This window comes from Bacillus cereus group sp. BfR-BA-01430, assembly GCF_022663115.1.
GTDB classification, from domain to species: domain Bacteria; phylum Bacillota; class Bacilli; order Bacillales; family Bacillaceae_G; genus Bacillus_A; species Bacillus_A cereus_BD.
On sequence record NZ_JAKUEW010000008.1, the window covers coordinates 154,121 to 177,754 of the forward strand.

Genomic DNA, 23,634 nt, shown 5'->3' on the forward strand with positions numbered 1-23,634 from the left:
TGGGCAGACAAGAAAATATGTGATGAAAAAATAAGGGCGTGTTACAATAAGAAACTGGGTGAAGATAAATGACAAAACAGGAACAAATTCAAAAAACAGTGACGTTTGTTAAAAATATTTTAGAAAAAGATGCAAGCGGGCATGATTGGTATCATATTGAGCGTGTACATAAATTAGCGATTTCTTTAGCCAAGCAAGAAGGTGGAGATCTTTTTGTTATTGAGATGGCAGCTTTGCTTCATGATGTTGCGGATGAGAAACTGAATGAAAGTGAAGAAGCTGGAATGAAAAAGGTTTCTGACTGGCTAGAGAAGTTAGGTGTAGAACAGGAAATAAGGCAACATATTCTACATATTATTGCAAATATGTCTTATAAAGGTGGACATGGTGGTAAGGTAGAATCGCTAGAAGGAAAAATCGTTCAGGATGCGGATCGTTTAGATGCTCTTGGCGCTATCGGCATTGCTCGTACATTTGCGTATGGAGGAGCAAAGGGTAGATTAATGTATGATCCAAATATTCCGCCGCGTGAATCGATGACGAAAGAAGAGTATAGAAAAAATAATGATCCATCTTTAAATCATTTTTACGAAAAGCTGTTAAAGTTAAAAGACTTAATGAATACAGATGCAGCGAAGCGAGAGGCTGAGAGTCGTCATCTTTATATGGAAGAATTTATTGAACAATTTATGAAAGAGTGGAATGGGCAAATATGAAAATGTTAACAGTTGAAAATGTATCGAAATCATATGGAGATAAGCCGTTATTTAATGGATTATCATTTAGCATAGCGGAAGGACAACGTGCTGGAATTATTGGGGTAAATGGTACAGGGAAGTCAACGTTGTTAAAAATTATCGCTGGTGTAGAAATTCCAGATACAGGCGATATGACACATACGCGTGGGTATACAATTAGCTATTTACCACAGCAGCCAGACTTTAAGGAAGATTTAACTGTTCTTGAGCAAGTATTTCATGGAGATACCCCCCTTATTCGTCTTCTTCGTGAATATGAACAATCACTATTGCAGATTGAACAAAATCCAAATAGTGAAAAAGTACAAGAGCAATTATTTGCGATGCAACAGCGTATGGATGCAATGAATGCATGGGAAGCAAATGCGAATGCGAAGTCTCTTTTAACGAAATTAGGGATTACAGACTTTACTGCAAGAGTTGGAAATTTATCTGGAGGACAAAAGAAACGTATTGCGATGGCGCAATGTTTTATTGAAACACCAGATTTACTCATACTAGATGAGCCAACGAACCATTTAGATCATGAAACGGTAGAGTGGTTGGAAGAGTATTTATCAAGATATACAGGAGCCGTTTTACTTGTTACACATGATCGGTATTTCTTAGACCGCGTAACAAACCGCATTTTTGAATTAGATAAAGGGGAGTTATATAGCTACGAAGGGAATTACAGTACATTTCTAGAAGCAAAAGCACTTCGTGAAGAACAAGAACTAGCGCAAGAAGCAAAACGACAAAATTTATATCGCCGAGAATTAGCTTGGATTCGCCGCGGAGCAAAAGCCCGTTCAACGAAGCAAAAAGCTCGTATTCAACGTTTCGAAGATTTAAAGAATCAAGAAGGGCCTGCTGCGAAGCAGACTGTTGATATTGCACTTAGCGGCAGCAGATTAGGAAAGAAAGTGATTGAACTAAAAGATGTAACGAAACAGTTTGGAGATAAGCCGTTGCTTCATAAGTTTAGTCATATTATAAAACCAGGCGACCGCATAGGGATTATTGGAGCAAATGGTAGCGGAAAATCATCATTATTAAACATGCTTACAGGTAAATTATCTCCGGATAGTGGTGAAATTGAAGTAGGTCAAACTGTAAAAATTGCGTATTATACACAAGAAAATGAAGAAATGAATTTAAATCAGCGTATGATTGAATATATTAAAGAGGTTGCAGAAGTCATTCATACGACAGATGGCAAAATCATTAGCGCTTCACAAATGCTAGAGCGTTTCTTATTCGAACCACATTCACATGGAACGCCGCTTGGGAAATTATCTGGTGGTGAGCGAAGACGATTGTATTTATTGCGCATTTTAATGGGAGAACCGAATGTACTGTTATTAGACGAGCCAACAAACGATTTAGATACACAAACATTAACGGTATTAGAAGATTATTTAGAAGATTTTCCAGGCGTAGTGTTAACCGTATCGCATGATCGTTATTTTCTAGATAAAGTCGTAGATGAGTTATTTATTTTTACTGGAAATGGTGAAGTTCGTGAATTTTTAGGAAGTTATAGTGACTATTTAGAAATAGAAAAAACAAAGGAACTACTTGAAAAAGCCGAAGTACGAAAAGAGAAGAAAGTAGAAGAAGTACCGAAACAACAACGGAAACGTAAACTATCTTATCATGAACAACGCGAGTGGGACACAATTGAGGATAAGATTGCAGAATTGGAAGAAAAATTGGGAGCAGTTGAGGAAGAACTTGCAAATGTAGGTTCCGACTTTACGAAGGCGCAAGAACTTGCTGAAGTACAGGAACAACTTGAAGAACAACTAGAGAAAGCGATGGAACGATGGAGTGAGCTTTCAGATATTGTTGAAGGATTAAAATAAAAACAAGCTGCATATATTGAAATATAAAGAGAAAAACTTTACACTATTGGTAGAACCTATTATAGGAGGGAAAAAATGAGAACATCGAATCCAATGTTGAAAAAAGAGGCATTTCGTAAAGAAGGAGCAAGTGCGTCTGCCATGACAATTAGCGGAGCGGTAGGCAAAACTTTTATTATGCTTATCTTGCTTCTTGCAACGTCTGTCTATTCATACATACAGATGATGAATGGTGTAATGAAAATGCCAGTATTTATTGGTGCGCTAATTGTTGCTGCTATTATCGCGTTTGCATCAATGTTTATTCCGCGTATCTCACCGATTGGTGCGCCAATTTATGCAGCGGTAGAAGGTGTTGTGTTAGGAAGTGTTTCAGCTATATACACAATGCGTTTTGGAGATTCTATCGTTTTAAATGCGGTACTACTAACTGTTTCTATTTTATTTGCAATGTTAGTGTTATATGCGACTCGCGTAGTGAAAGTAACGGATAAATTCCGCACAGGTATTATGGCTGCAACCTTTGGAATTGCGATTATGTACTTAATTGTTTTCGCATTAAATATGTTTGGTGTAACAGTTCCATATATTCACCAAGGGGGAACAATCGGTATAATCATTAGTGCGGTTATTATTGTCGTTGCTGCATTAAATCTATTACTAGATTTCGATTTAATCGAAAATGGTGCGCATAGCGGTGCTCCGAAATATATGGAGTGGTATAGCGCAATGGGCCTAATGATGACGCTAGTATGGCTATACTTAGAAATTCTTCGCTTCGTTTCTTACTTTGCAAAGAATGATTAGTAGAAAAACCTGTATGTTTGCAAGCATACAGGTTTTTTTGTTGTTCTCTTTCTAAAGCTCATGAAAATTTGTTATGGTATAATATGGATGGAAAATGAAATAGAACTATAAATGAAAGTTTTATTTTATCCCGCTATTTTAGGGCAGCCCGATTGGTGAGGGCTCATAATCCGTGGGGGATGAAGAAAACCCCCACGGATTAAAGTTTCACTTTATGTGTGAAGGGAGAGTGTTTGTGATGAAAGAAAAGAAAGGACTCTTCAAAAAAATATTAAGAAAAAGTTTTTTTATTGAATTAGCTGACGCTTTAACGTATCCATCCGCCGAAATCATTTGTACAGCTGTTGAGAAGTATGCGAAAGAATCTCAGGAACAGCTAGAATTTGTAAACAAAGTGAAGCCGATTACTTTTCGTTTAAACAATACATTATATCGTGCTGATATACGAATGGCTCGTGGAGGATATTATATTTCTTGCCGAGAAGCATAAATATTTCAGGAAATTCTGCATGATTGCATCATATAGAATTTCTTTTTTTATTTTATTGGATTGAAAGTTATGATTTCTGAATGGAAATATATCATTTTGCATTTTTTACCTATTTTCTCTTTTTTTCTACAATGGAGAAAAAATGTGAGGTGATATATGTATGATGAATCGAGTTGTATTAGTTGGAAGATTAACAAAAGACCCAGAATTATACTATACAAAGCAAGGAATTCCTTATGCACGTATTTGTATTGCTGTAAAAAGAGGATTTCGAAATAGTTTAGGGGAACAACAAGCAGATTATATTTATTGTGTTGTTTGGAGGAAGTCAGCTGAGAATGTATCAGAGTATTGCCGAAAAGGTGCTCTCGTTGGTATTACGGGCCGTATTCATACGAGCAATTACGAGAATGACCAAGGAAAGAGAATATATAGAACAGAAGTTGTAATTGAAAGAATCACGTTTTTAGAAAGGAAAAGAGAGATTTCAAATGGGTGAAAAATAAAATGCATATGATATAAGAGCTTGCAAGATTGTAGTTGATTGATTCACAGTATAAGAAGAATTCGTAAAAATAAGCATCCTAGTAGGAGTATAGGAATAGGACATGTTACAATACAGCTAAGAACAAGCAATAAAGGAGAGTATATTTACGTGAAGATTAAAGCAATTGAACCGACGCCAAGTCCGAATACAATGAAAGTTATTTTGAATGAAGTATTACCAGCAGGAGCACGTAACAATTATACGAAAGAAAATGCAGATCAAGCTCCTGAGCAAGTACAACATATTTTGAAAATCGAAGGTATTAAAGGCGTATACCATGTTGCTGATTTTTTAGCCGTCGAACGAAATGCGAAGTATGATTGGAAAGTTCTTTTACAACAAGTTCGCACTGTATTTGGAGAAGAGGTAGTAGAAGATGATGGGAGAGAGCAGCTTTCTCATTTTGGGGAAGTGAAAGTATTTATTCAAATGTTTTTTACCATTCCAATGCAGGTGAAATTAACAGATGGAACAACAGAAGAACGAGTTGGTTTACCAGACCGATTTAAAGAAGCGATTATGAAAGTCCAAATGTCTGCTCCAAATGTTGTGAAAGAACGAAAATGGGTGGAACAGAGTACACGCTATGGTAATTTTGAAGAAATCGGAACAGAAGTTGTCGAAGAAATTGTCGCGGCATATCCTGAAGAGCGCATAAATGAAACAGTGAAAGAGTTGTTAGAGCAAGCCGGTGCAGTAGAAGTAACAATTCAAAAGCGCACGCCATATAAAGTAACGGAAGAAATGATGTCAGATCTAGATTGGAAAAAACGGTATGCTGCATTAGAACAGATGGATCCTACTGAAGACGATATCCCTGTCTTGAAGAAAGCGCTAGAAGATGAAAAAGTATCGATTCGTCGTTTAGCAACAGCATATTTAGGGATGGTTAAAGGAGAAGAGGTACTACCATTACTATATAAAGCGATGTTAGATCGTTCTGTCAGTGTACGACGTACGGCAGGGGATTGTTTATCAGATGTAGGAGATCCAGCAGCGATGTTTGTGATGATTAAGGCATTGAAAGATCCAAGTAAGTTAGTGCGTTGGCGTGCAGCGATGTTCTTATTTGAGCTTGGTGATGAAAGTGCAATACCAGCTTTGCGCGCCGCACAGGATGATCCAGAATTTGAAGTAGCGATGCAAGCGCGTCTAGCATTAGAACGCATTGAGGGCGGCGAAGAAGCGAAAGGGTCTGTTTGGAAGCAAATGACAGAAGCTCGTAAAGGAGAATAATATGATTGTTTTCTATGATAGCTGGTGTCCAATGTGTGCTGCGATTACAGAGCGCACAAAGAAACTTGATAAAAAGGGACGTATAACGTTTCTTTCTTTTCGTGATAAAGAAGTAGTGAAGAAATATCAGTTATCGGAAACATTGCAACATAAGATGGAACAAAGGCTTTATGTCTGGAAAGACGATCAGTGGTACGATGGAATCAATAGCATTTATGTAATAGCAAAGGTGGTACCATCTTATTGGCCTATTGTTCCATTCATTAAGTTATCAATGTTGCTGAGGTTTGGAAATAAAGTATACGATTATATTGCGAATAATAGGAAGCTAGTACCGGTTGGACATTGCGGGGAAGGAATTTGTGAAATTCCTGCAAAAAAATGATAGGATTACTATCTTTCTTTTGCACCTATTATTAGACCGTGATATGATGAACTTGGAATGAAAGTTGAAGGAGAGAGAAGAAAGATGTCAAATGCATACGAAGAGTACATGCGTCAAATGGTAATTCCGATGCGTCAAGAATTAGTGCGTGCTGGATTTGAAGAATTAACAACAGAAGAAGCTGTAACAGAATATATGGAACAAGCAACAGGTACAACATTAGTTGTTGTAAACTCTGTTTGCGGCTGTGCAGCAGGTTTAGCGCGTCCGTCAGCTGGTCAGGCGGTTGTGCGTTCAGAAAAACAACCTGATCATCTTGTAACTGTATTTGCAGGGCAAGATAAAGGAGCAACTGCAAAAATGCGCGAGTATTTTGGAGAGATTCCACCATCTTCACCATCTATGGCTTTATTAAAAGGAAAAGAAGTTGTTCACTTCATTCACCGTCATGAAATTGAAGGTGCAACGATGGAAGAAATTATTCATAACTTAGAACAAGCTTTCGAAAAGCATTGTTAAGGAACGAGGGAGAAGGAATTCTCCCTTTTTCTTTATATATGAGGTGAAAAGAGATGATTGTAACAACAGCAGGACGAACAAATAAAGAAATGACAGTGTATGCAAAAGAGGTAGCAAAAGAATTACAATGCCCTTTTGCCATGCGAGATGAGCTGCCGGTGCATCAATTACATAAGCAGTTTGAAGACGATATACTTGTCGTAGGGAAGAATCGATTAGCCATTTATCCAAACGGAACGGATGAGTCATTCTTTTTTCATCCTAATTCAGCCATGTTTCGTGTGAAAAGGTTGATGAGAGGAGAGCACGATCCATTTGTACAAGCTGCTAAGTTAGAAAAAGGAATGACAGTGTTAGACTGCACACTTGGTATGGCATCAGATAGTATTGTCGCAAGTTATATTGTTGGAAAAGAAGGTGCTGTAACTGGAATTGAAGGGAATCGCTACATGGCCTATATTATGGATAAAGGGTTAAAACAATGGTGTTCGGGCATTCCAGAAATGGATGAAGCGATGCGCCAAATTATCGTGAAGAAAAGTGAGCATTTTCATTTCCTAAAGCACTGTGAAGACAATCGTTACGATGTGGTATATTTAGATCCAATGTTTGAAGAAACCATTGTGGAATCAGATGGAATTCGCGGTTTGAAACATTTTGCGTTATATCATGATATTGCAGATGAAACGATTCGAGAAGCGAAGCGTGTTGCGAAGAAACGAGTTGTTTTAAAAGATCATTTTCGTAGCGAAAGATTTGAGCGACATCATTTTTTTGTATATAAGCGAAAAAGTGCAAAATTTCATTTTGGTGTTATTGAAACTTGCTAATTATTTGAAAAAATGTATAATAGGCAATAATCAATTATATATGATGTCGTAGATGAAGAGAGTAGTCCTTCTTCAGAAGGGAAGCGAGCTAGGGATGGTGTAAGCCTAGTACGGAGAAGAGGATGAAGCGCACTTCGGAGACGCTGCTTGAAGCGAATAGTAGGGTAAGCCGGGGTTCCCTGTCCTCGTTATAAACGGGAAAGTGGTTCAAATTGAACAACAAGGGTGGTACCACGGGTAAAAACTCGTCTCTTTTTTAGAGGCGAGTTTTTTGTGTTTTTTAATAAAAGGAGGGGTAATGTATGGAATACAAAAAACAATTTGCAAAAGCATTAGTAAACAGTTTACATGACGGATTGTCATTAGAAGAAATTACGGCTTTAATCGAAACACCAAAGCAAGATGAATTAGGGGATGCGGCATTTCCGTGTTTTACGCTTGCAAAACAATATAAAAAAGCACCAGCACAAATTGCTAAGGAAATTGCTTCAGAATTAAAAGGGTCATTTTTCACAAAAGTAGAGGCGGCGGGACCGTATGTAAATATATTTTATAACCGTTCTGTTGTCAGTGATCATATATTAAAAACCATTTTAGCTGAAAAAGAAGAATATGGGCAACATCATTTTGGACAGGAAAAGACAGTTGTAATTGATTATTCTTCTCCGAATATCGCGAAACCATTTTCTATGGGACATTTACGTTCAACAATGATTGGGAATGCTTTAAACCATATTGCTGAAAAATGCGGCTATGAAGTTGTCGGTATTAACTATATTGGTGATTGGGGAACGCAGTTCGGAAAGCTTATTACCGCATATAAAAAGTGGGGAAATGAAAATCTTGTCAAAGAAGATCCAATTCGTGAATTATTTCAGTTATACGTTCAATTCCATGAGGAAGTAAAAGGAAATCCAGAGTTAGAAGAAGAGGGGCGTACTTGGTTTAAAAAGTTAGAAGATGACGATGAAGAAGCTGTCTTTTTATGGAATTGGTTTCGCCATGAATCGTTAAAAGAGTTTTCTCTCATTTATGAACTTCTTGGAGTAGAGTTTACAAATTTTCAAGGAGAGTCTTTTTACAACGATAAGATGGATGAATTTGTTGAAATGCTAGAGGAGAAAGGGTTATTAGAGGAATCAGATGGAGCGCAAGTTGTGAATTTAGATGAAGAGAATATGCCGCCATGTTTAATTAGAAAATCTGACGGGGCGACTCTTTATGCTACACGTGATTTAACAGCAGCTGTATATCGTCAAAACACATACGGATTTGATAAGGCGCTTTATGTAGTAGGAGCGGAACAAAGCTTACATTTCACACAATTTTTTACCGTATTAAAACGATTAGGCTACACATGGGTTGAGGGAATGCAGCATGTACCATTTGGTCTTGTTTTAAAAGACGGTAAGAAAATGTCTACACGTAAGGGAAAGGTAGTATTACTAGAAGAAGTACTAGAAGAAGCAATTGCACTTGCTCAGCAACATATTGAAGAGAAAAATCCAAGTTTAAAGCAGAAAGAAGAAGTTGCGAAACAAGTTGGTGTAGGGGCAATCGTTTTCCATGATTTGAAAAACGAACGTATGCACAATATTGAATTTTCATTAGAGAAAATGTTGAAGTTCGAAGGGGAAACAGGTCCATATGTTCAATATACACATGCACGTGCTTGCTCTATTTTAAGAAAAGAACATATAGAATTTGAAACAGCAACATTTGCATTAAATGACGCTTACAGTTGGAATACATTGAAATTATTAAATCAATTTCCACAAGTGATTGAAACAGCTTTCACAAAAAATGAACCCTCTCATATTGCAAAGTATATATTAAATGTAGCACAGGCGTTTAATAAATACTATGGAAATGTACGCATTTTAGAAGACAATCATGAGAAAGAAAGCAGACTTGCACTTGTGTATGCGGTAACGATTGTATTAAAAGAAGGCTTACGTTTACTTGGAATTGGTGCGCCAGAAGAGATGTAAAAGGAGATAAGGGGTAGAATATAAATGAAAGGGAGGAGAAGTTGCGAATTCAGTTGCATTCAGCTAGCTAAATCGCATGATGAGTGGAAAATTCCGAAATTAATGTTGCTTCTTTAGTATAGAGTAAAATATAAGAAAGGTTGAAACCATAGTCAAATTCGTGTATTTTGGCTATGGTTTTTTGCGTTAATATTTGATTTGGTATATTCATTGAGACTTTAGTTTCTTATTTCACGAAAAAACATTGAGAAAATATTACTTTTTCTTTTTATAAGATCATTTACAAAGGTAATGGAATTGCTTTTATAGAATTACTCGTACATTCTGCGTTTATTAGGGAGAGTGATTCTATTGATGAATAAGAAAGTGATAGCGCTCGAGGTGGTTATACCTCTTGTGTTAGGGACGGTATCTACAGCTTCGGCAGTGAAGAAAGAACAAATAAGCCTAGAAAAGTATTCCCCTAAAGAAAAGGCCATAGAATATTTGAAAGAAAATGCAACGCATTATGCGTTGAAGGAAGATTTATCGGATTTACAATATATTTCAGCAACTGAAACGTCAGTAGCCTCATATGTGAGATTTCAACAAGTTGTAAATGATGCTCCTGTATTTTCACGACAAATAACGGTGACAATAAATGGGGCAGGACAAAGTGTGTTAGTAGTTTCTGATTACCAGCCTGTTCAAAAGGTGAAAGAAATAAAGAAAAAGATGAGTGAACAAGAAGCTGAGCAAAAGTCAAAATCATATATATATGGTGCTGAAAATGAAAGTAATGTATGGGCACCAACGACGAAAGAATTTGGATATATCATTGAAGAGGGAGTTGCTATACCGGTATATAAAGTTGTTGTCCATTCTAATAAACCATTTGGTGCTTGGGAAACATTTATTGATGCAGGAAGTGGAAAGCTATTAAAAAAGGTGGATATAAACCGTAAAGTAGAGGGAACTGGTAAAGTATTTTTGCCGAATCCAGTCGTATCAAATGGTAGCTTAACAGGCTTGAAAGATAACAATGATAAAGATTCAGTAGAATTAAATAATCAATTGAAAACGGTTATTTTAAAAGGTTTAGATGGAACGGGTTTTTTAATTGGTGATTATGTAACAATTTCTTCTAAGGCAAAAACAAAATCTACAAATTTTCAATTCAATTACACACGTTCTAATGATAGTTTTGAAGATGTCATGGCATATTATCATATTGATACTTTACAACGTTATATTCAAGGATTGGGGTTTCGGAATATTAACAATCGCTCCATTAAAGCGAATGTAAATGGAACAACGGCTGATAACTCTTTTTATTCTCCCTCAACGAAAGCTTTAACATTTGGAACAGGTGGAGTAGATGATGCAGAGGATGCCGGAATTATTGCGCATGAATATGGACACTCTATCCAAGATAATCAAGTTCCAGGGTTCGGAAGTTCCTTAGAAGGTGGAGCAATGGGGGAAGGATTTGGTGATTTCTTAGGTGCGACATATGAAGATGCTGTATCGGTGACAGAGTATGGGAAAGCTTGTGTTGGAGAATGGGATGCAACAGCTTATTCTAGTTCTGATCCAACATGTCTTCGTCGATTAGATAATAACAAAGTATATCCAAAAGATATGCAAAATGAGGTACATGCAGACGGAGAAATTTGGGCGCAAGGAGATTATGAAATGGCGCAAGCCTTTGGTCGTGATGTAGCGACAAAAATCATTTTACAATCCCATTGGTCATTGACACCAAATGCGACATTCCATGATGGAGGACGAGCAATTAAACAAGCGGATGCGCTTCTTTATGGAGGACAACATGCTGCAGAAATTGATCGAATTTGGGCAGCAAGAGGAATTCATACAAATTAAGAATAAAAAAGGCAGTAACCTAGTTCCATTTCTGCTCTTTGTTGTGAAGAGATATGGAGGATTGTTAGGAAAGAGCGATATAAAAGATTTTAGAAGTAGATAGGACTTTACGTACAGCGTGCATATTTAAAAACATTTTTTGACAAAAAATATATAAATCTTATTGACAGTTTAAAATATAATCGATATAATTCGTATTAATTTCAAAAGAAAATATATTCGGAATATTAAGTTGCGTTGAATAGGAGTAGTAAGGTCAAGTGTTTGTGCAGAGAGCTATGGGTTGGTGTGACATAGTCAAATAACATCCTGAACTCGCCTAGGAGCAATAAGGTGGAACGGAAATCTAATTCTTAGTAAATCTTAACGGTTAACCTTCGATAACGGGTTTGTAATCATATGATTGCTACTAAGGTGGATTCATAATGGAATCAATAAGAGTGGTATCGCGTTAAGTAAATGGCTTAGCGTCTCTTGATAAAAAGAGACGCTAAGCCATTTTTTATTACAGAGAAGAAAATGGAGGTTGCTTTTAGATTGGTCAATGAAATTTGGTTATTAACATAAAATGATTTAGGAGGGGAAAGAAGATGAAACAGACGGAGCAATGGACGTCAAAGTTAGGATTTATAATGGCAGCAGCAGGTTCTGCTATTGGGTTAGGAGCGATATGGAAGTTTCCTTATATAGCTGGAAAGAGCGGAGGGGGTGCATTCTTTTTAATTTTTATATTGTTCACGGTATTAATCGGGCTCCCTTTATTAGTAGCGGAATTTATGATTGGTCGTAGTACGCAAAAACAGGCAATTGGTGCATTTCAAAGCATTGCACCAAACACGGGATGGCACTGGATTGGTCGCCTTGGTGTTGGTACTTGTTTTATTCTACTTTCTTTTTACAGTGTTGTTGGTGGATGGGTATTAATCTATTTATTCAGAGGAGTGACGGGACAACTTATTACTTCGCAACAAAATTATAGTTTGCTATTTACAGAAACAATTGGAGACCCTACTTGGGCCATTACTGGTCATTTTGTTTTTATGTTTATTACGATTGGGGTTGTATCAAAAGGAGTACAAAATGGGATTGAGAAAGCAAGTAAGTATATGTTACCAACGCTTTTCATTTTATTTCTTGCCTTAATTATACGATCTTTAACACTTGATGATGCAATGAAGGGAGTTACATTCTTTTTACAACCTGATTTTTCAAAAATTACATCAGAAAGCATTTTGTTTGCGATGGGGCAATCATTTTTTGCGATTAGTATTGGTATTTCTATTATGATTACGTATAGCTCCTATTTAAATAAAAAAGAAAGCTTGCCTAAATCAGCGGTAACAATTGTTGGGTTAAACTTATTTGTTTCTCTTTTTGCTGGACTTGCTATTTTTCCTGCTGTATTTTCACTAGGAATGGAACCAGCTGAAGGACCAGGGTTACTATTTATCGTATTGCCATCTGTATTTAGTCAAATTCCATTTGGGAGTTTTTTCTTAACGGTATTTCTTGCCTTATTTACATTTGCGACGTTAACTTCGGCGTTCTCTTTACTAGAAACAGTTGTTTCAGCTATAACGAATGGCAAGCAAGAAAAAAGAAAGAAATTATCTTGGATGATTGGAGGGGCTATTTTTCTAGTAGGTATACCGTCAGCACTGTCGTTTGGAGTATGGAGCGATATCACAATTGGTAATAAGAATATTTTTGATGCAGTAGATTTTTTATCTAGTAACATTTTAATGCCACTAGGTGCATTATTAATCAGTATTTTTGTATCATTTAAAATGGAGAAAAAGGTACTGGAAGCCGAGTTCTTTGTTGGTGGGAATTATGCGAAAGGATTATTTACTTGCTGGATATTTTTACTTCGATTTGTTGCACCAATTGCAATTGTCATTGTCTTTTTGAATGTAATGGGGATTATTTAAGGTGATTTGGTTAGAAAATTCAGTCAATGAAACATTTTAATGCTTTCTCTAAATGTAAAAAGGGGGGATTGTAAGGTGGAAACGAAACATCATTTCTTTCCAAAAGGGAAGCAAATGAATATTAGAGGGAAATTATTATATGTTGAAATATACGGTTCTTCTGAGAATATGCCTATTGTATATTTACATGGAGGGCCTGGAGAGATGTGTTTTGATTTTACGTATCATCAAGCACATAGATTGCAAGATTCGTTTCAACTGATTGCGATTGATCAACGCGGGGCAGGACGCTCAGAGAAAATGGAAAAACAAGAACCATTTGGATTACAAGATATCATTGAGGATTGTGAAGAATTGAGGAAAATGTTGCATATTGAGAAATGGTCTGTTATTGGACATTCATTTGGGGGCTTTCTAGCATTGTTATACGCAACGTTATACCCGCAATCTATTCAAAAAATTATTTTTGAAGGACCTACTTTTGATTTTTCTTTAACAAGTAGAGCTTTATTAAAAAAGACGGGTGCCCTGTTAATCAAGTACGGCAAGGAAAAGATAGGGAAAGAATGTATAGCTATTTCGGAAAGTGATATGAATTCAGCTGAATTATTAGAAGCGTATTCAAAGTTAAGCAATGAATTAGGAGAGAAAAGAATGGAAATATATGATTATGGGGAGGATGAAACAGATTATAGTCTGTATAGTGAAGAAGAATGGGAACAGTTTTACAGGCGCTCTGAGATTCATTTTGCCAGATTGAAAGAAGAAGGTGCATTTCATACATCATTATTACCAAATTTAAAAACTGTGAAAAACCCTATGTTACTTATGGTAGGAAAGCATGATGTAGTAACCTGTGGAAAGCAAATGCAAGCATTTCATCAGAATGTACAAAGTGGAAAAGTCATTGTTTTTGAAGAATGTGGTCATACACCGCATTATGAAAAGGCCGATTTATTTGCAGAGGCTATTATTGACTTTTTAAAGTGAAAAAAAGGTGCTTCCAAATATGAGAAGCACCTTTTTGTTTAATGCATTAATTCAATAATCCATAATATCCAATACGCTCCCGGTACGAATAAAAGCTGTGCTAATAATGTACCAAAAAGTCGAGAAATCATAAGCCAACCGTATATTTTATTCATCATCTCCGCACCATTTTCTGATTGAAGGGCGCGTTCTGTTAAAAGAGCGATGCGTGGGTCTAATAGTACTGTTAATAAAATAGTAGCAAATCCATTCACAAGGCCAGAAGCTGTACTAGCATTTGTTGCATACGTTGGATTTAAAAACGATGCATATAAAGCAGAAAGAACACCAGCTGTATAAATGGCGGTTGCAAACATATTAATGAGCATAATACGTTTCGGAATTCCACCAATACGCATACGGTGAATCATTTCAAATTTTGGAAAACGAACATACTTTTTTGTGTATTTTAGCTTTTGTATATTATTTGTTTTCATCATTCGCATAAATGAGCCATCTGCTTCAAAATTTTGAATCACATATCCAAATAATTTTGTTAACGTTGGATATAAAATGATGGCAAGAAATGTTCCAAAAGAAGCGGATAATAGAACGAGGCGAATCATCTTTTCTAAATGAATCGAAGAATCGAGTTTAGCCTGATCTACAATTCCACCTATTAAAAAAGCTTGCAGTAAGTTAGAAGTTCGAGAGATGAGCAAAACCATCCCCACTACAGATAATGCAACAGCGATTTTCTTTAAACGAACACCAGCAAGTCGAATGCTGTATGAGCTTGTTTCAACTGCATGAATAATAATTGTAAAAACGATTATAAAAATGAGCGTGATTGACATCTATTTCACCATTTTCTGTTAAATTATATCATCCTATAGTAATATCTGTACTTTAAAAGTAAGGGTAGATGATGCATCAGTATGTAAAGAGTGAGAGGAAGAAAACTTTTATTTTATCATATAACATATTTGTATTGTTTGTATATTTCCTATATATAAAATTTTTAAGTGCAATGTATATTATAAAAGATGTCGAAAAATTGCAGGTGCTATGTATAAAGGGAAATATATGATGCAAATTCGTTTAAAGGGATTTTTCTATATAGAATCGAATACTAATTAGTATGTTTTTCTATTATAAACATTTTGTAGTAAAGCAAGGAGGGAGCGTGATTGGATAAAGGTTTACTAATAAAAGATTGAATTTTCAGTTAAATATATAAGTGTAGTTGGAGGTAGTTATTTTAATTATGTTTGTTGCTTACCTTGGTTTTTCTGTTAGATTATTTGCACTGATTTTCGCCTTATTTGCTATCTTTTCCGTAATAGCGTTTTATCCTTTAACAGGAATCTACTAACATATAAATCACGATTGTTTAGTAAGAGGAACGATAGGATTGAAAAAATTTCACATCATAAATGATGAATCAATGAAAAAGAGGTGAGACATTTGCAAGAAGTAGCAGAATTTCGGATGCCAAAGATTGTTTTATATGGAAGAAATTCGCTTGAAAAATTAGGGGAACAAGCTAGCAAGTTAGGAAGGAAGGCTTTTATTATTAGTGATTTTATTATGGGAAAACTTGGCTATATAGATATATGTATAGAGCAGCTAAAAGCAAATAAGATAGAAGTCGTTACGTATAACAATGTAAATGCTGAACCGACAGATGTCCATGTTTCAGAGGCATTAAGGATTTGCATGGGGGAAAAATGTAACTTTATTATTGGGCTTGGTGGCGGGAGTTGTATTGATGCAGCAAAAGCTGTAGCTGTTCTAGCTGCAAATGGAGGCCAGATTGAAGATTACGTACAAAATCATGTAAGTATAAAACATGAATCGTTGCCGCTTATTGCGATTCCAACAACATCTGGAACTGGTTCTGAAGTAACAAGTGTTACTGTTATTACAAATAAAAAAACAGATGTGAAGATGATGATTAAGCATCCAAACTTTATACCACAAGTAGCAATTATTGATCCGGAATTAACACGTTCTGTACCACCTCCTATTACGGCAGCAACAGGAATAGACGCATTATGTCATGCAATTGAAGCTTATATTTCTCGATTTTCACAACCGCTTACAGATGTGCTAGCACTTTCAGCGATGAAAAGTATTATGAAATAATTTGCGCATTGCTTATGAAGATGGCGATCATATGGAAGCTAGAGAAGCGATGATGATTGCATCATTACAAGCGGGGATTGCCTTTTCGAATGCTTCAGTTACATTAGTTCATGGAATGTCCCGTCCGATTGGAGCATTGTTTCATGTGCCTCATGGGATATCGAATGCGATGTTATTACCGGTTGTTTTAGATTTTACAAAAGTTTGTGCTATTAAACGTTTTGCAGACATCGGGCGACATATAAATGCAGAGTTACGTTCGTATTCTGATGAAGAAGCTGCAAATCATATCATTTTGGAAATAAAGAAACTTTGTTTTGATCTTCATATTCCTAATTTAAAGGGGTATGGGATTGATCAAACTGAATTTATAAATGCTCTTTCAAAAATGGCAAAAGATGCACTGGCTAGCGGAAGTCCGAGCAATCACCCGCGCATTCCATCCTATCATGAAGTGAAGAAATTATATCAAATTTCTTTTGATTACCAATATGAACCGATGGTTAGTAGTTCTTTAAAAGTCTGAAAATTTTTAAAATATTTCCATGGAAATGAAAAGAGGGGGGAGAAGATGGAATTAATTATTATTTTATTAGCGCTCGGTATGCTTATGTTTGTTGCTTATCGTGGGTTTTCAGTTATATTATTTGCACCAATTTGTGCATTATTTGCAGTATTGTTAACCGAACCGAGCCATGTACTTCCTTTTTTCTCTAATGTTTTTATGGAGAAAATGGTTAGCTTTATTAAGTTATATTTTCCAGTTTTTTTGCTGGGAGCAATTTTTGGGAAAGTAGTAGAAATGTCTGGTATTGCTGAATCTATTGCAAAGACAATTATTCAATTTGTTGGTGTGAAACGTTCCATGCTTGCAATTGTTCTTATGGGGGCAATCTTGACATATAGTGGGGTTAGCTTATTTGTTGTTGCATTTGCAGTCTATCCATTTGCAGCGAATTTATTTCGTGAAGCAAACATACCAAAACGACTCATACCAGGGACAATTGCTCTTGGGGCCATTACGTTTACAATGGATGCTCTTCCAGGAACACCACAAATTCAAAATGTGATTCCAACTACATTTTTTAAAACAAATATTTATGCTGCACCAGTTCTCGGCACAATCGGAGCAATTTTTGTTTTTGTAGTCGGTATGCTTTACTTGGAAAGAAGACGTAAGCAAGCTGCTAAAAATGGAGAAGGATATGATGGATTTGGAGATGGAACTTCAGAAATGGCAGCTAGTTTAGAACCTAAACAAAATACAAAAACAGCCATTCAAGTTTCTGAAATTACTCCTCTTCGACAAGTACTTGCATTTGTTCCACTCATATTGGTAGGAGTTATGAATAAATTTTTTACAGTATGGATCCCGATATGGTATCCAAAAGGTTTTGATTTTGCAATGGTAGGATTAAAAGATTTTGGTAAAGTAGAACTTTCGGCTGTACTAGGAGTCTGGTCTGTGGAATTAGCTTTATTAATTGGAATTGTTACAACGATTATTTTAAATTGGAAACGTTTAGTTACAGGATTCCAAGCTGGTTTAAACGCAAGTATTGGCGGTGCATTACTTGCAGCTATGAACACAGGTGCCGAATACGGATTTGGCGGCGTGATTGCAACCCTTCCAGGGTTTGGAATGATTAGAGATGGAATTTCGACAACATTTACGAATCCACTTGTGAATGGAGCTGTTACTACAAATGTTCTTGCTGGAATTACTGGATCAGCATCAGGGGGAATGGGAATTGCATTAAGTGCGATGGCAGAAAAATACATTGCAGCAGCTGAGCAATATGATATTCCTTTTGAAGTCATGCATAGAATCATCTCAATGGCTTCAGGAGGTATGGATACATTACCTCATAATGGAGCAGTTATTACATTATTGGCAGTAACGGGATTAACGCATAAACAATCCTATCGCGATATTTTTGCTATCACGATTATTAAAACATTAGCTGTTTTTGTAGTAATTGGTGTTTATCGTTTAACTGGAATCGTATAAGGAGAGATAAAAAGATTATTATTCTTGAAGTCTCTTTTATTATGTTGAAATTACATAATAAAAGATGAGTATATTTTTACTATTAAAAACAGGAGATAACAAAGGAAGGGGCATGTAATGAAAATTATTAGCCTTACCGGAGGAAGGAAATGATAATGAAAAAAAATACAGTTTTATGTAATTGGAATAAGATAATAATATTATGTAAACTAAATATATATGGAAAAGATTCAGAAAATATTCTATAATGTAAGGGGTTACAAAAAGAGGAGATGTAAATGTTTTCACTTCGGCCTATCGCTTTTGTACAAAATGAAAGAAAGATGATAAAGGATGACGATTGGGGAAAAACACAATCTACTATTCTATTAACAGATTTCTTTTCTGAAGAAAGTATACAAGGGATTGAGAGCTTTTCACATATTGAGATCATCTTTTATTTTCATAAAGTAAAGGATGACCAAATTCAATATGCAGCAAGGCATCCACGTAATAATAAGGAGTATCCGAAAGTAGGTATTTTTGCACAGCGCGGGAAAAATCGGCCGAATCGATTAGGGACTACAATCGTAAGACTCGTAAGAAAAGAAGGAAAAGTAGTAGTAGTTGATGGTCTAGATGCAATTGATGGGACTCCTATATTGGATATAAAGCCTGTTATGCAGGAATTTATCCCAAATGAAAAAATCATTCAGCCTAAATGGGCAACGGATATTATGAAAGAATATTGGAAAGGAAGCGGAGAAAAATGAAAATATATGAAGCGACAATTGCAGATTTAGATGGGGTAGCAGAACTATTTAATAACTATCGTATGTTTTATGGACAAGAATCCAATGTGGAAGAAGCAAAATCGTTTTTACGAAATCGGATGGAAGAAAAAGAATCTGTCATTTTTGTCGCAGTTGAAAATGGAGAATATCTTGCCTTTACACAGCTATATCCTTCTTTTTCATCCATTTCAATGAAGCGACTGTGGATTTTAAATGATTTATTCGTCCAAGCCCATACACGCGGAGCAGGGATTGGCAAAAAATTATTAGATGAAGCGAGAAAATTCGCATTAGAACATGGCGCAAAAGGTTTGAAATTACAGACAGAAATGAATAACTTCTCGGCGCAACGATTATATGCGGAAAATGGATATTTAAGAGATAATCGTTATTTTCATTATGAATTAACGTTTTAAATTTGTATATAATAAGAAGCTCAGCATACAAAAAAATGTAAGTTGAGCTTTATTTATTGAAATAGGCATACAATTATATTTGGTGGAGAATCCACGTTACAGCATCTTCAAAATCTATCGCAATGTAATTTGGTGTAATATGTGCCCACTTCTCACGATATGTGTGTAAGGCATCATATCCAGCTCCGGTTTGTACTAAAATCGTTTTCGCGTGAACATTTGCACCTGCGACGATATCCGTCCAACGATCACCAATTACGATACATTTTGTTAAGTCTAAATTATGTTTTTCCACCGCTTGTAGAAGCATGCCAGTACTTGGTTTACGGCATGTGCATCCATCATTATGTCTATGGGGACAAAGATAAATATCATCAAAACCAAATGCAGTGAGTTCTTGAATAAAATCTTCAGTAGTTGCTTTTCCTTCAGCGATGCCTGGTTGATTTGTAAAAGAAAATAATTTAATATTTTGATTTTTAAGCGCATGTAAACATTTTTGTGTAAATGGAAATAAAGTAAAAGCACCAGGGTAGTGTACTGTATGATCGCCACCGATTGTTCCATCACGATCGATAAAGATAGCTTGAATATGTTTCATCATGATTATTCCTTTCGAATCGTAATTTAAAAATGTTTCACAAAGCGATATCCATTTATCTCATATCCTAATTTTTTATAAAATGGATGAGCATTTGTTCTTTGCGTACCACTGACAAGCCAGGTTCCAATACAGTTATGCTCTTTGCTTAATTGTTCAGCGTATGCCATTAAAATTTGTCCGATTCCTTTTCTTCGTGATGTGGAATCAACACTAATAATGGAAATTTCTCCATAACGTGTTACATCCTCTAAATTCTCTCGTATGCGAAACCCGAAGAAACCGTGTATTTTATCGTCCTCTTCATACACATAGAGGAAATCAAATGGACTGATCTTAACAAATTCCAATCTATTTTGCATATCTTTGTGAGAAATAGATGAGCCTTTTAGCTCTTTTGTTAGTGAACATAGTGACGGAATATCATTTATGTTTGCTTCTCGAATTTGAAATGCCATACAATCAACTCCTTGATTTATAACTATAAACTCCATATATTCTATAAAATAATGTTTTTTCCTTCTTGTAGATCAATGATAATTAAAATAGATATATAAAGTGATGTTTTAATAGAGAATGTGTTATGATTTTCTTAAGTTTATTGAAGTGAGAAAGAGGGGGAAATATTTGTTACAAGTTAATATTCGTTCAGCTGGATATGAAACAGGTGAAAAAATAATCCGTAATATAGTTTTTTCGATGAAACAAGGTGAGTTAGTTGCACTGATTGGTGCAAATGGAGCTGGGAAAAGTACAACGATAAAATCGATTCTAGGTCTGCTTACCAATATGGAGGGGGAAATATCATTTGGAAAAAAGAATAATCCATATGCATATGTACCAGAACATCCAACCTATTATGATTATTTAACACTTTGGGAACACATTGAACTATTAATGGCTGCACGTGGCTGTGAAGTCGGAAGCTGGGAAGAGAAGGCAAATGAATTACTACATACGTTTCGGATGGAAGAACGCAAGCATGAATATTTATCTAAGTTTTCAAAGGGGATGAAGCAGAAATCAATGCTTATTCTTGCGTTTTTAACAGAGCCAGACTTTTATATCATTGATGAACCGTTTATCGGTTTAGATCCAGTCGCGACAAAAGAGTTTTTAAATTTTTTATATAAAGAAAAAGAGCGCGGCGTTGGAATTTTACTCTGTACACACGTACTAGATACAGCAGAAAGAATTTGTGAAAGATTTCTTCTTATTTCACAAGGTACTTTAGTGGCAGATGGCCATTTAGAAGCAATTCAAGCATTAGCAGAAATGCCGGGAAGTCCACTATTAGATTGTTTTGATGCGATTGTAAGGCGGGAACAACATGATAAAAGAACAATTTAAGAAACGATTATATAACGAATTACATAGAAAATGGAAATCAATACGCTCTGTGACAGATTGGACAGTTGCATTATATTTAATCATTCCAGCATTTGTATTTTGTGGGATATATTATCGGTCGCTATGGACAAGAGAAATAGCAAGGGAAGAGACCACTTATTTTCTGCTTGGTTTATTTTTGTTTTATTGCGTTATCTATTCGAGAGGAGTACGATCGTTTATTGAACGGGCGGATTGCTTATTTTTAATTCAATATCCGGTACATATGCAAAAATTAATGCGATATGGCATGTTATATACGTTTGTTCGGATTAGTATAACAAATGTTATCTTAATCGTATTTATGTTACCGCTATGTATGAAAAGTATAGGAGCATCACCTTTACAAATTATATTAGTATGGGGATTTTGTACTGTTTTTCGATTTATGTTGTCATTATTAGTACGGTATATAAATGTATGTATTGGAAAACGATGGGTCTTATGGATCGTTAGTAGTTTGCTATTTTTTATTTGTTTCATGTATCTTGGATACGGCATATTTTTTATTTTAAAAAGCGCTGTTTATTCAATTGTATTTATTATAGTAACAGTTCTTATTTGCGTAGCATGTATAAAACAAAAAGTGAATTATAAGAAGTACTTTTTTAAAGAAATTGAGAAAGAAAAAGAAGAAAGTATGCGCTGGACGAGGGGAATTATGCAAGTTGGTGGACATGTGACAAATACGAGCAGTTCGAGTAAAAAGCCGTGGTTGTTTCCTCGTTCTAAAAAATTTTTAGGGGAAAAATCTGATTCGCGTATTGTAGAATCTTTTTTAAAAGAATTTTTTCGTACCGGAAGTTCTTTGAGATTTTATGTGCAGATTGTTTTTATCAGTACAATTAGTATAATGAGAACGCCGTGGTGGATTACAGCCATCATTCTTATTTTTGCATTATTTGCTATTTCGCGTTACTCACATAATGATTGGCATGGATTTACGAAGAAAATGTTTCTTCATTTATACTGTGAAGAGAGCAAATTATTATTATTAAAATGGAGAGCGACTCAGTATTTATTGCTTCCAGCAATTTTTATTTATGCAACAGTGATACTTGCTCAATTTTATCTATTACCAGCAATTTTCGTAGGAATTTTAATTGCTGTCATAGTAGGATGGATTCTATTTTTGCCAGAGAAAAAGAGCCGAAAACGACTCTTTTAGTCTGTGATGGACTGATAGATAAAATATAGTAGAATGACAATACTAATGCCGGAGTATATAACGTCTAGAGTCATTACATTCCCTCCTAGTTGTTGTTATATATAGTGTATGAAATCTTACAATTCCATATTCAATTAAAGCATATAGGGATGATAATAAATTTATAAAGTGCAAAAATTAAAATCATTTTGTATAATAGAAGAAATAATCGTTATATAAATGGTAATGAGTAAAAGGGGAGGGAATGAAGATGCCAAATTGGTTTAGAAAAACGTTAGTCGCATTCATTACTGTATTTACATTTGGTTTAGTGACGCCTCCTTCCATTTTGCTTGACAATACAAAAGCAGCGGACAAGCCTACTAGGCAACAAAATTTGGAGCAAACGTCCTATACATATGAAGAAAATGATGAACGGCTAACGCCAGAATCTTTTATTACTTATGCGATGGAAGAAGCTGAAAAACAATCTATGCAAAAGTTTGGTTCTAAAATTGGACCTATAATTGAAGATGAGTTTAAAGATATTATTTTACCTAAAATAGAGGAAGCGATTGCTAATCTTGCACACGATGTACCGGAAGAGTCATTGCAATCGTTAGCAATTTCACAAAAGCCAGCTGGTGGAAATAACGAAAAGATTTTTCATGTGTATGATACGAAAACAGGAACTGATTTATTACGATTCCATGTAAGACGTGATCATCCACCGCAAGATGGATATTATTTTAACTTCCATTATCATCGTTTTGATGATGGATATATAGCGCATCATGAGTTAGGAGATATTTATTGGAATACAAATATACCACCAAAATGGCTATCATGAAAAGAGTAAGGGAAATTGAAGTGACCCCTAAAAGTTAGACACGGTTATTTCATTAGGCAGCTTGATAAAAATGAGTTCGGTATTGTACCGGACTCATTTTTAATTTTGCCTTAATCCGTTTCGTAT

Annotated in this window: 22 protein-coding genes, 1 pseudogene and 2 other annotated features; of the genes and pseudogenes, 20 read left to right on the plus strand and 3 right to left on the minus strand. The window is 35.5% G+C overall.

Annotated elements, in window-relative coordinates; genetic code table 11:
* Positions 1-68 precede the first annotated feature (68 nt).
* The 13 genes from MR058_RS15040 to MR058_RS15100 all read left to right on the plus strand — a co-directional run bounded on the left by MR058_RS15040 (position 69) and on the right by MR058_RS15100 (position 14,194).
* Positions 69-716, plus strand: a complete 648-nt coding sequence (locus tag MR058_RS15040; protein WP_242144758.1) for an HD domain-containing protein — start codon at positions 69-71, stop codon at positions 714-716.
* Positions 713-2,605, plus strand: coding sequence for an ABC-F family ATP-binding cassette domain-containing protein (locus tag MR058_RS15045; protein WP_242144786.1), 1,893 nt, complete (start codon positions 713-715; stop codon positions 2,603-2,605). Before MR058_RS15040 ends, MR058_RS15045 begins: the two co-directional genes overlap by 4 nt.
* Positions 2,606-2,680: 75 nt before the next feature.
* The gene (locus MR058_RS15050; protein ID WP_242144759.1) at positions 2,681-3,412 is read left to right on the plus strand and encodes a Bax inhibitor-1/YccA family protein; all 732 of its coding nucleotides are present in this window, start codon (positions 2,681-2,683) and stop codon (positions 3,410-3,412) included.
* 235 nt (positions 3,413-3,647) lie between these two features.
* Positions 3,648-3,902, plus strand: a complete 255-nt coding sequence (locus MR058_RS15055) for a DUF4318 domain-containing protein (RefSeq protein ID WP_242144760.1) — start codon at positions 3,648-3,650, stop codon at positions 3,900-3,902.
* Between the two features lie 160 nt (positions 3,903-4,062).
* Positions 4,063-4,401, plus strand: coding sequence for a single-stranded DNA-binding protein (locus MR058_RS15060; RefSeq protein ID WP_242144761.1), 339 nt, complete (start codon positions 4,063-4,065; stop codon positions 4,399-4,401).
* 156 nt (positions 4,402-4,557) lie between these two features.
* Complete coding sequence (locus MR058_RS15065; protein ID WP_242144762.1) at positions 4,558-5,685, plus strand: conserved virulence factor C family protein; 1,128 nt, start codon at positions 4,558-4,560, stop codon at positions 5,683-5,685.
* Between the two features lies 1 nt (position 5,686).
* Entirely contained in the window at positions 5,687-6,070 is a 384-nt protein-coding gene (locus MR058_RS15070; RefSeq protein ID WP_242144763.1) for a thiol-disulfide oxidoreductase DCC family protein, read from the plus strand.
* Positions 6,071-6,154: 84 nt separating this feature from the next.
* Positions 6,155-6,589 (plus strand): BrxA/BrxB family bacilliredoxin, encoded by a 435-nt coding sequence (locus tag MR058_RS15075; RefSeq protein WP_242144764.1) that lies wholly within the window; start codon positions 6,155-6,157, stop codon positions 6,587-6,589.
* 53 nt (positions 6,590-6,642) lie between these two features.
* Positions 6,643-7,419 (plus strand): class I SAM-dependent methyltransferase, encoded by a 777-nt coding sequence (locus MR058_RS15080; protein WP_242144765.1) that lies wholly within the window; start codon positions 6,643-6,645, stop codon positions 7,417-7,419.
* Positions 7,420-7,459: 40 nt separating this feature from the next.
* Positions 7,460-7,675: a binding site (T-box leader), on the plus strand.
* Between the two features lie 46 nt (positions 7,676-7,721).
* Positions 7,722-9,410, plus strand: coding sequence for an arginine--tRNA ligase (gene argS / locus MR058_RS15085; protein ID WP_242144766.1), 1,689 nt, complete (start codon positions 7,722-7,724; stop codon positions 9,408-9,410).
* A gap of 351 nt (positions 9,411-9,761) precedes the next feature.
* Positions 9,762-11,273: a M36 family metallopeptidase gene (locus MR058_RS15090; protein ID WP_242144767.1), complete on the plus strand. Its 1,512-nt coding sequence runs from the start codon at positions 9,762-9,764 to the stop codon at positions 11,271-11,273.
* Positions 11,274-11,501: 228 nt separating this feature from the next.
* Positions 11,502-11,751 (plus strand) — a binding site (T-box leader).
* Positions 11,752-11,863: 112 nt separating this feature from the next.
* Entirely contained in the window at positions 11,864-13,204 is a 1,341-nt protein-coding gene (locus MR058_RS15095; protein ID WP_242144768.1) for a sodium-dependent transporter, read from the plus strand.
* A 114-nt stretch (positions 13,205-13,318) separates the two neighbouring features.
* Positions 13,319-14,194, plus strand: coding sequence for an alpha/beta fold hydrolase (locus MR058_RS15100; RefSeq protein WP_242144787.1), 876 nt, complete (start codon positions 13,319-13,321; stop codon positions 14,192-14,194).
* Between the two features lie 38 nt (positions 14,195-14,232).
* On the opposite strand, the gene MR058_RS15105 is transcribed toward MR058_RS15100, so the two are convergent.
* Positions 14,233-15,030 (minus strand): lipid II flippase Amj family protein, encoded by a 798-nt coding sequence (locus MR058_RS15105; protein WP_242144769.1) that lies wholly within the window; start codon positions 15,028-15,030, stop codon positions 14,233-14,235.
* A 610-nt stretch (positions 15,031-15,640) separates the two neighbouring features.
* Between MR058_RS15105 and MR058_RS15110 the strand changes: the two are divergent.
* The 4 genes and pseudogenes from MR058_RS15110 (at position 15,641) to MR058_RS15125 (ending at position 19,521) form a co-directional block, all read left to right on the plus strand.
* Positions 15,641-16,847 (plus strand): annotated as a pseudogene (locus MR058_RS15110) (iron-containing alcohol dehydrogenase).
* 45 nt (positions 16,848-16,892) lie between these two features.
* Positions 16,893-18,332, plus strand: a complete 1,440-nt coding sequence (locus MR058_RS15115) for a GntP family permease (RefSeq protein ID WP_242144770.1) — start codon at positions 16,893-16,895, stop codon at positions 18,330-18,332.
* Between the two features lie 278 nt (positions 18,333-18,610).
* Positions 18,611-19,084, plus strand: a complete 474-nt coding sequence (locus MR058_RS15120) for an SAM-dependent methyltransferase (RefSeq protein WP_242144771.1) — start codon at positions 18,611-18,613, stop codon at positions 19,082-19,084.
* Positions 19,081-19,521 (plus strand): GNAT family N-acetyltransferase, encoded by a 441-nt coding sequence (locus MR058_RS15125; protein WP_242144772.1) that lies wholly within the window; start codon positions 19,081-19,083, stop codon positions 19,519-19,521. Before MR058_RS15120 ends, MR058_RS15125 begins: the two co-directional genes overlap by 4 nt.
* Before the next feature lie 73 nt (positions 19,522-19,594).
* Here the strand turns inward: MR058_RS15125 and MR058_RS15130 are convergent, their stop codons facing one another.
* A complete protein-coding gene (locus MR058_RS15130; RefSeq protein WP_242144773.1) occupies positions 19,595-20,122 on the minus strand; it encodes an HAD-IIIA family hydrolase in 528 nt (175 codons plus the stop codon).
* A 26-nt stretch (positions 20,123-20,148) separates the two neighbouring features.
* Positions 20,149-20,580 carry a GNAT family N-acetyltransferase gene (locus tag MR058_RS15135; protein WP_242144774.1) on the minus strand — a complete coding sequence of 144 codons (432 nt, stop codon included), beginning with the start codon at positions 20,578-20,580 and terminating at the stop codon, positions 20,149-20,151.
* Positions 20,581-20,749: 169 nt separating this feature from the next.
* Between MR058_RS15135 and MR058_RS15140 the strand changes: the two genes are divergently transcribed.
* From MR058_RS15140 to MR058_RS15150, 3 genes are all read left to right on the plus strand, one after another.
* The gene (locus MR058_RS15140) at positions 20,750-21,472 is read left to right on the plus strand and encodes an ABC transporter ATP-binding protein (RefSeq protein ID WP_242144775.1); all 723 of its coding nucleotides are present in this window, start codon (positions 20,750-20,752) and stop codon (positions 21,470-21,472) included.
* Entirely contained in the window at positions 21,453-22,679 is a 1,227-nt protein-coding gene (locus tag MR058_RS15145; RefSeq protein ID WP_242144776.1) for an ABC transporter permease, read from the plus strand. The genes MR058_RS15140 and MR058_RS15145 overlap by 20 nt, the downstream gene beginning before the upstream one ends.
* A gap of 250 nt (positions 22,680-22,929) precedes the next feature.
* Positions 22,930-23,508, plus strand: coding sequence for a YpjP family protein (locus MR058_RS15150; RefSeq protein WP_242144777.1), 579 nt, complete (start codon positions 22,930-22,932; stop codon positions 23,506-23,508).
* The last annotated feature ends 126 nt before the right edge of the window (positions 23,509-23,634 follow it).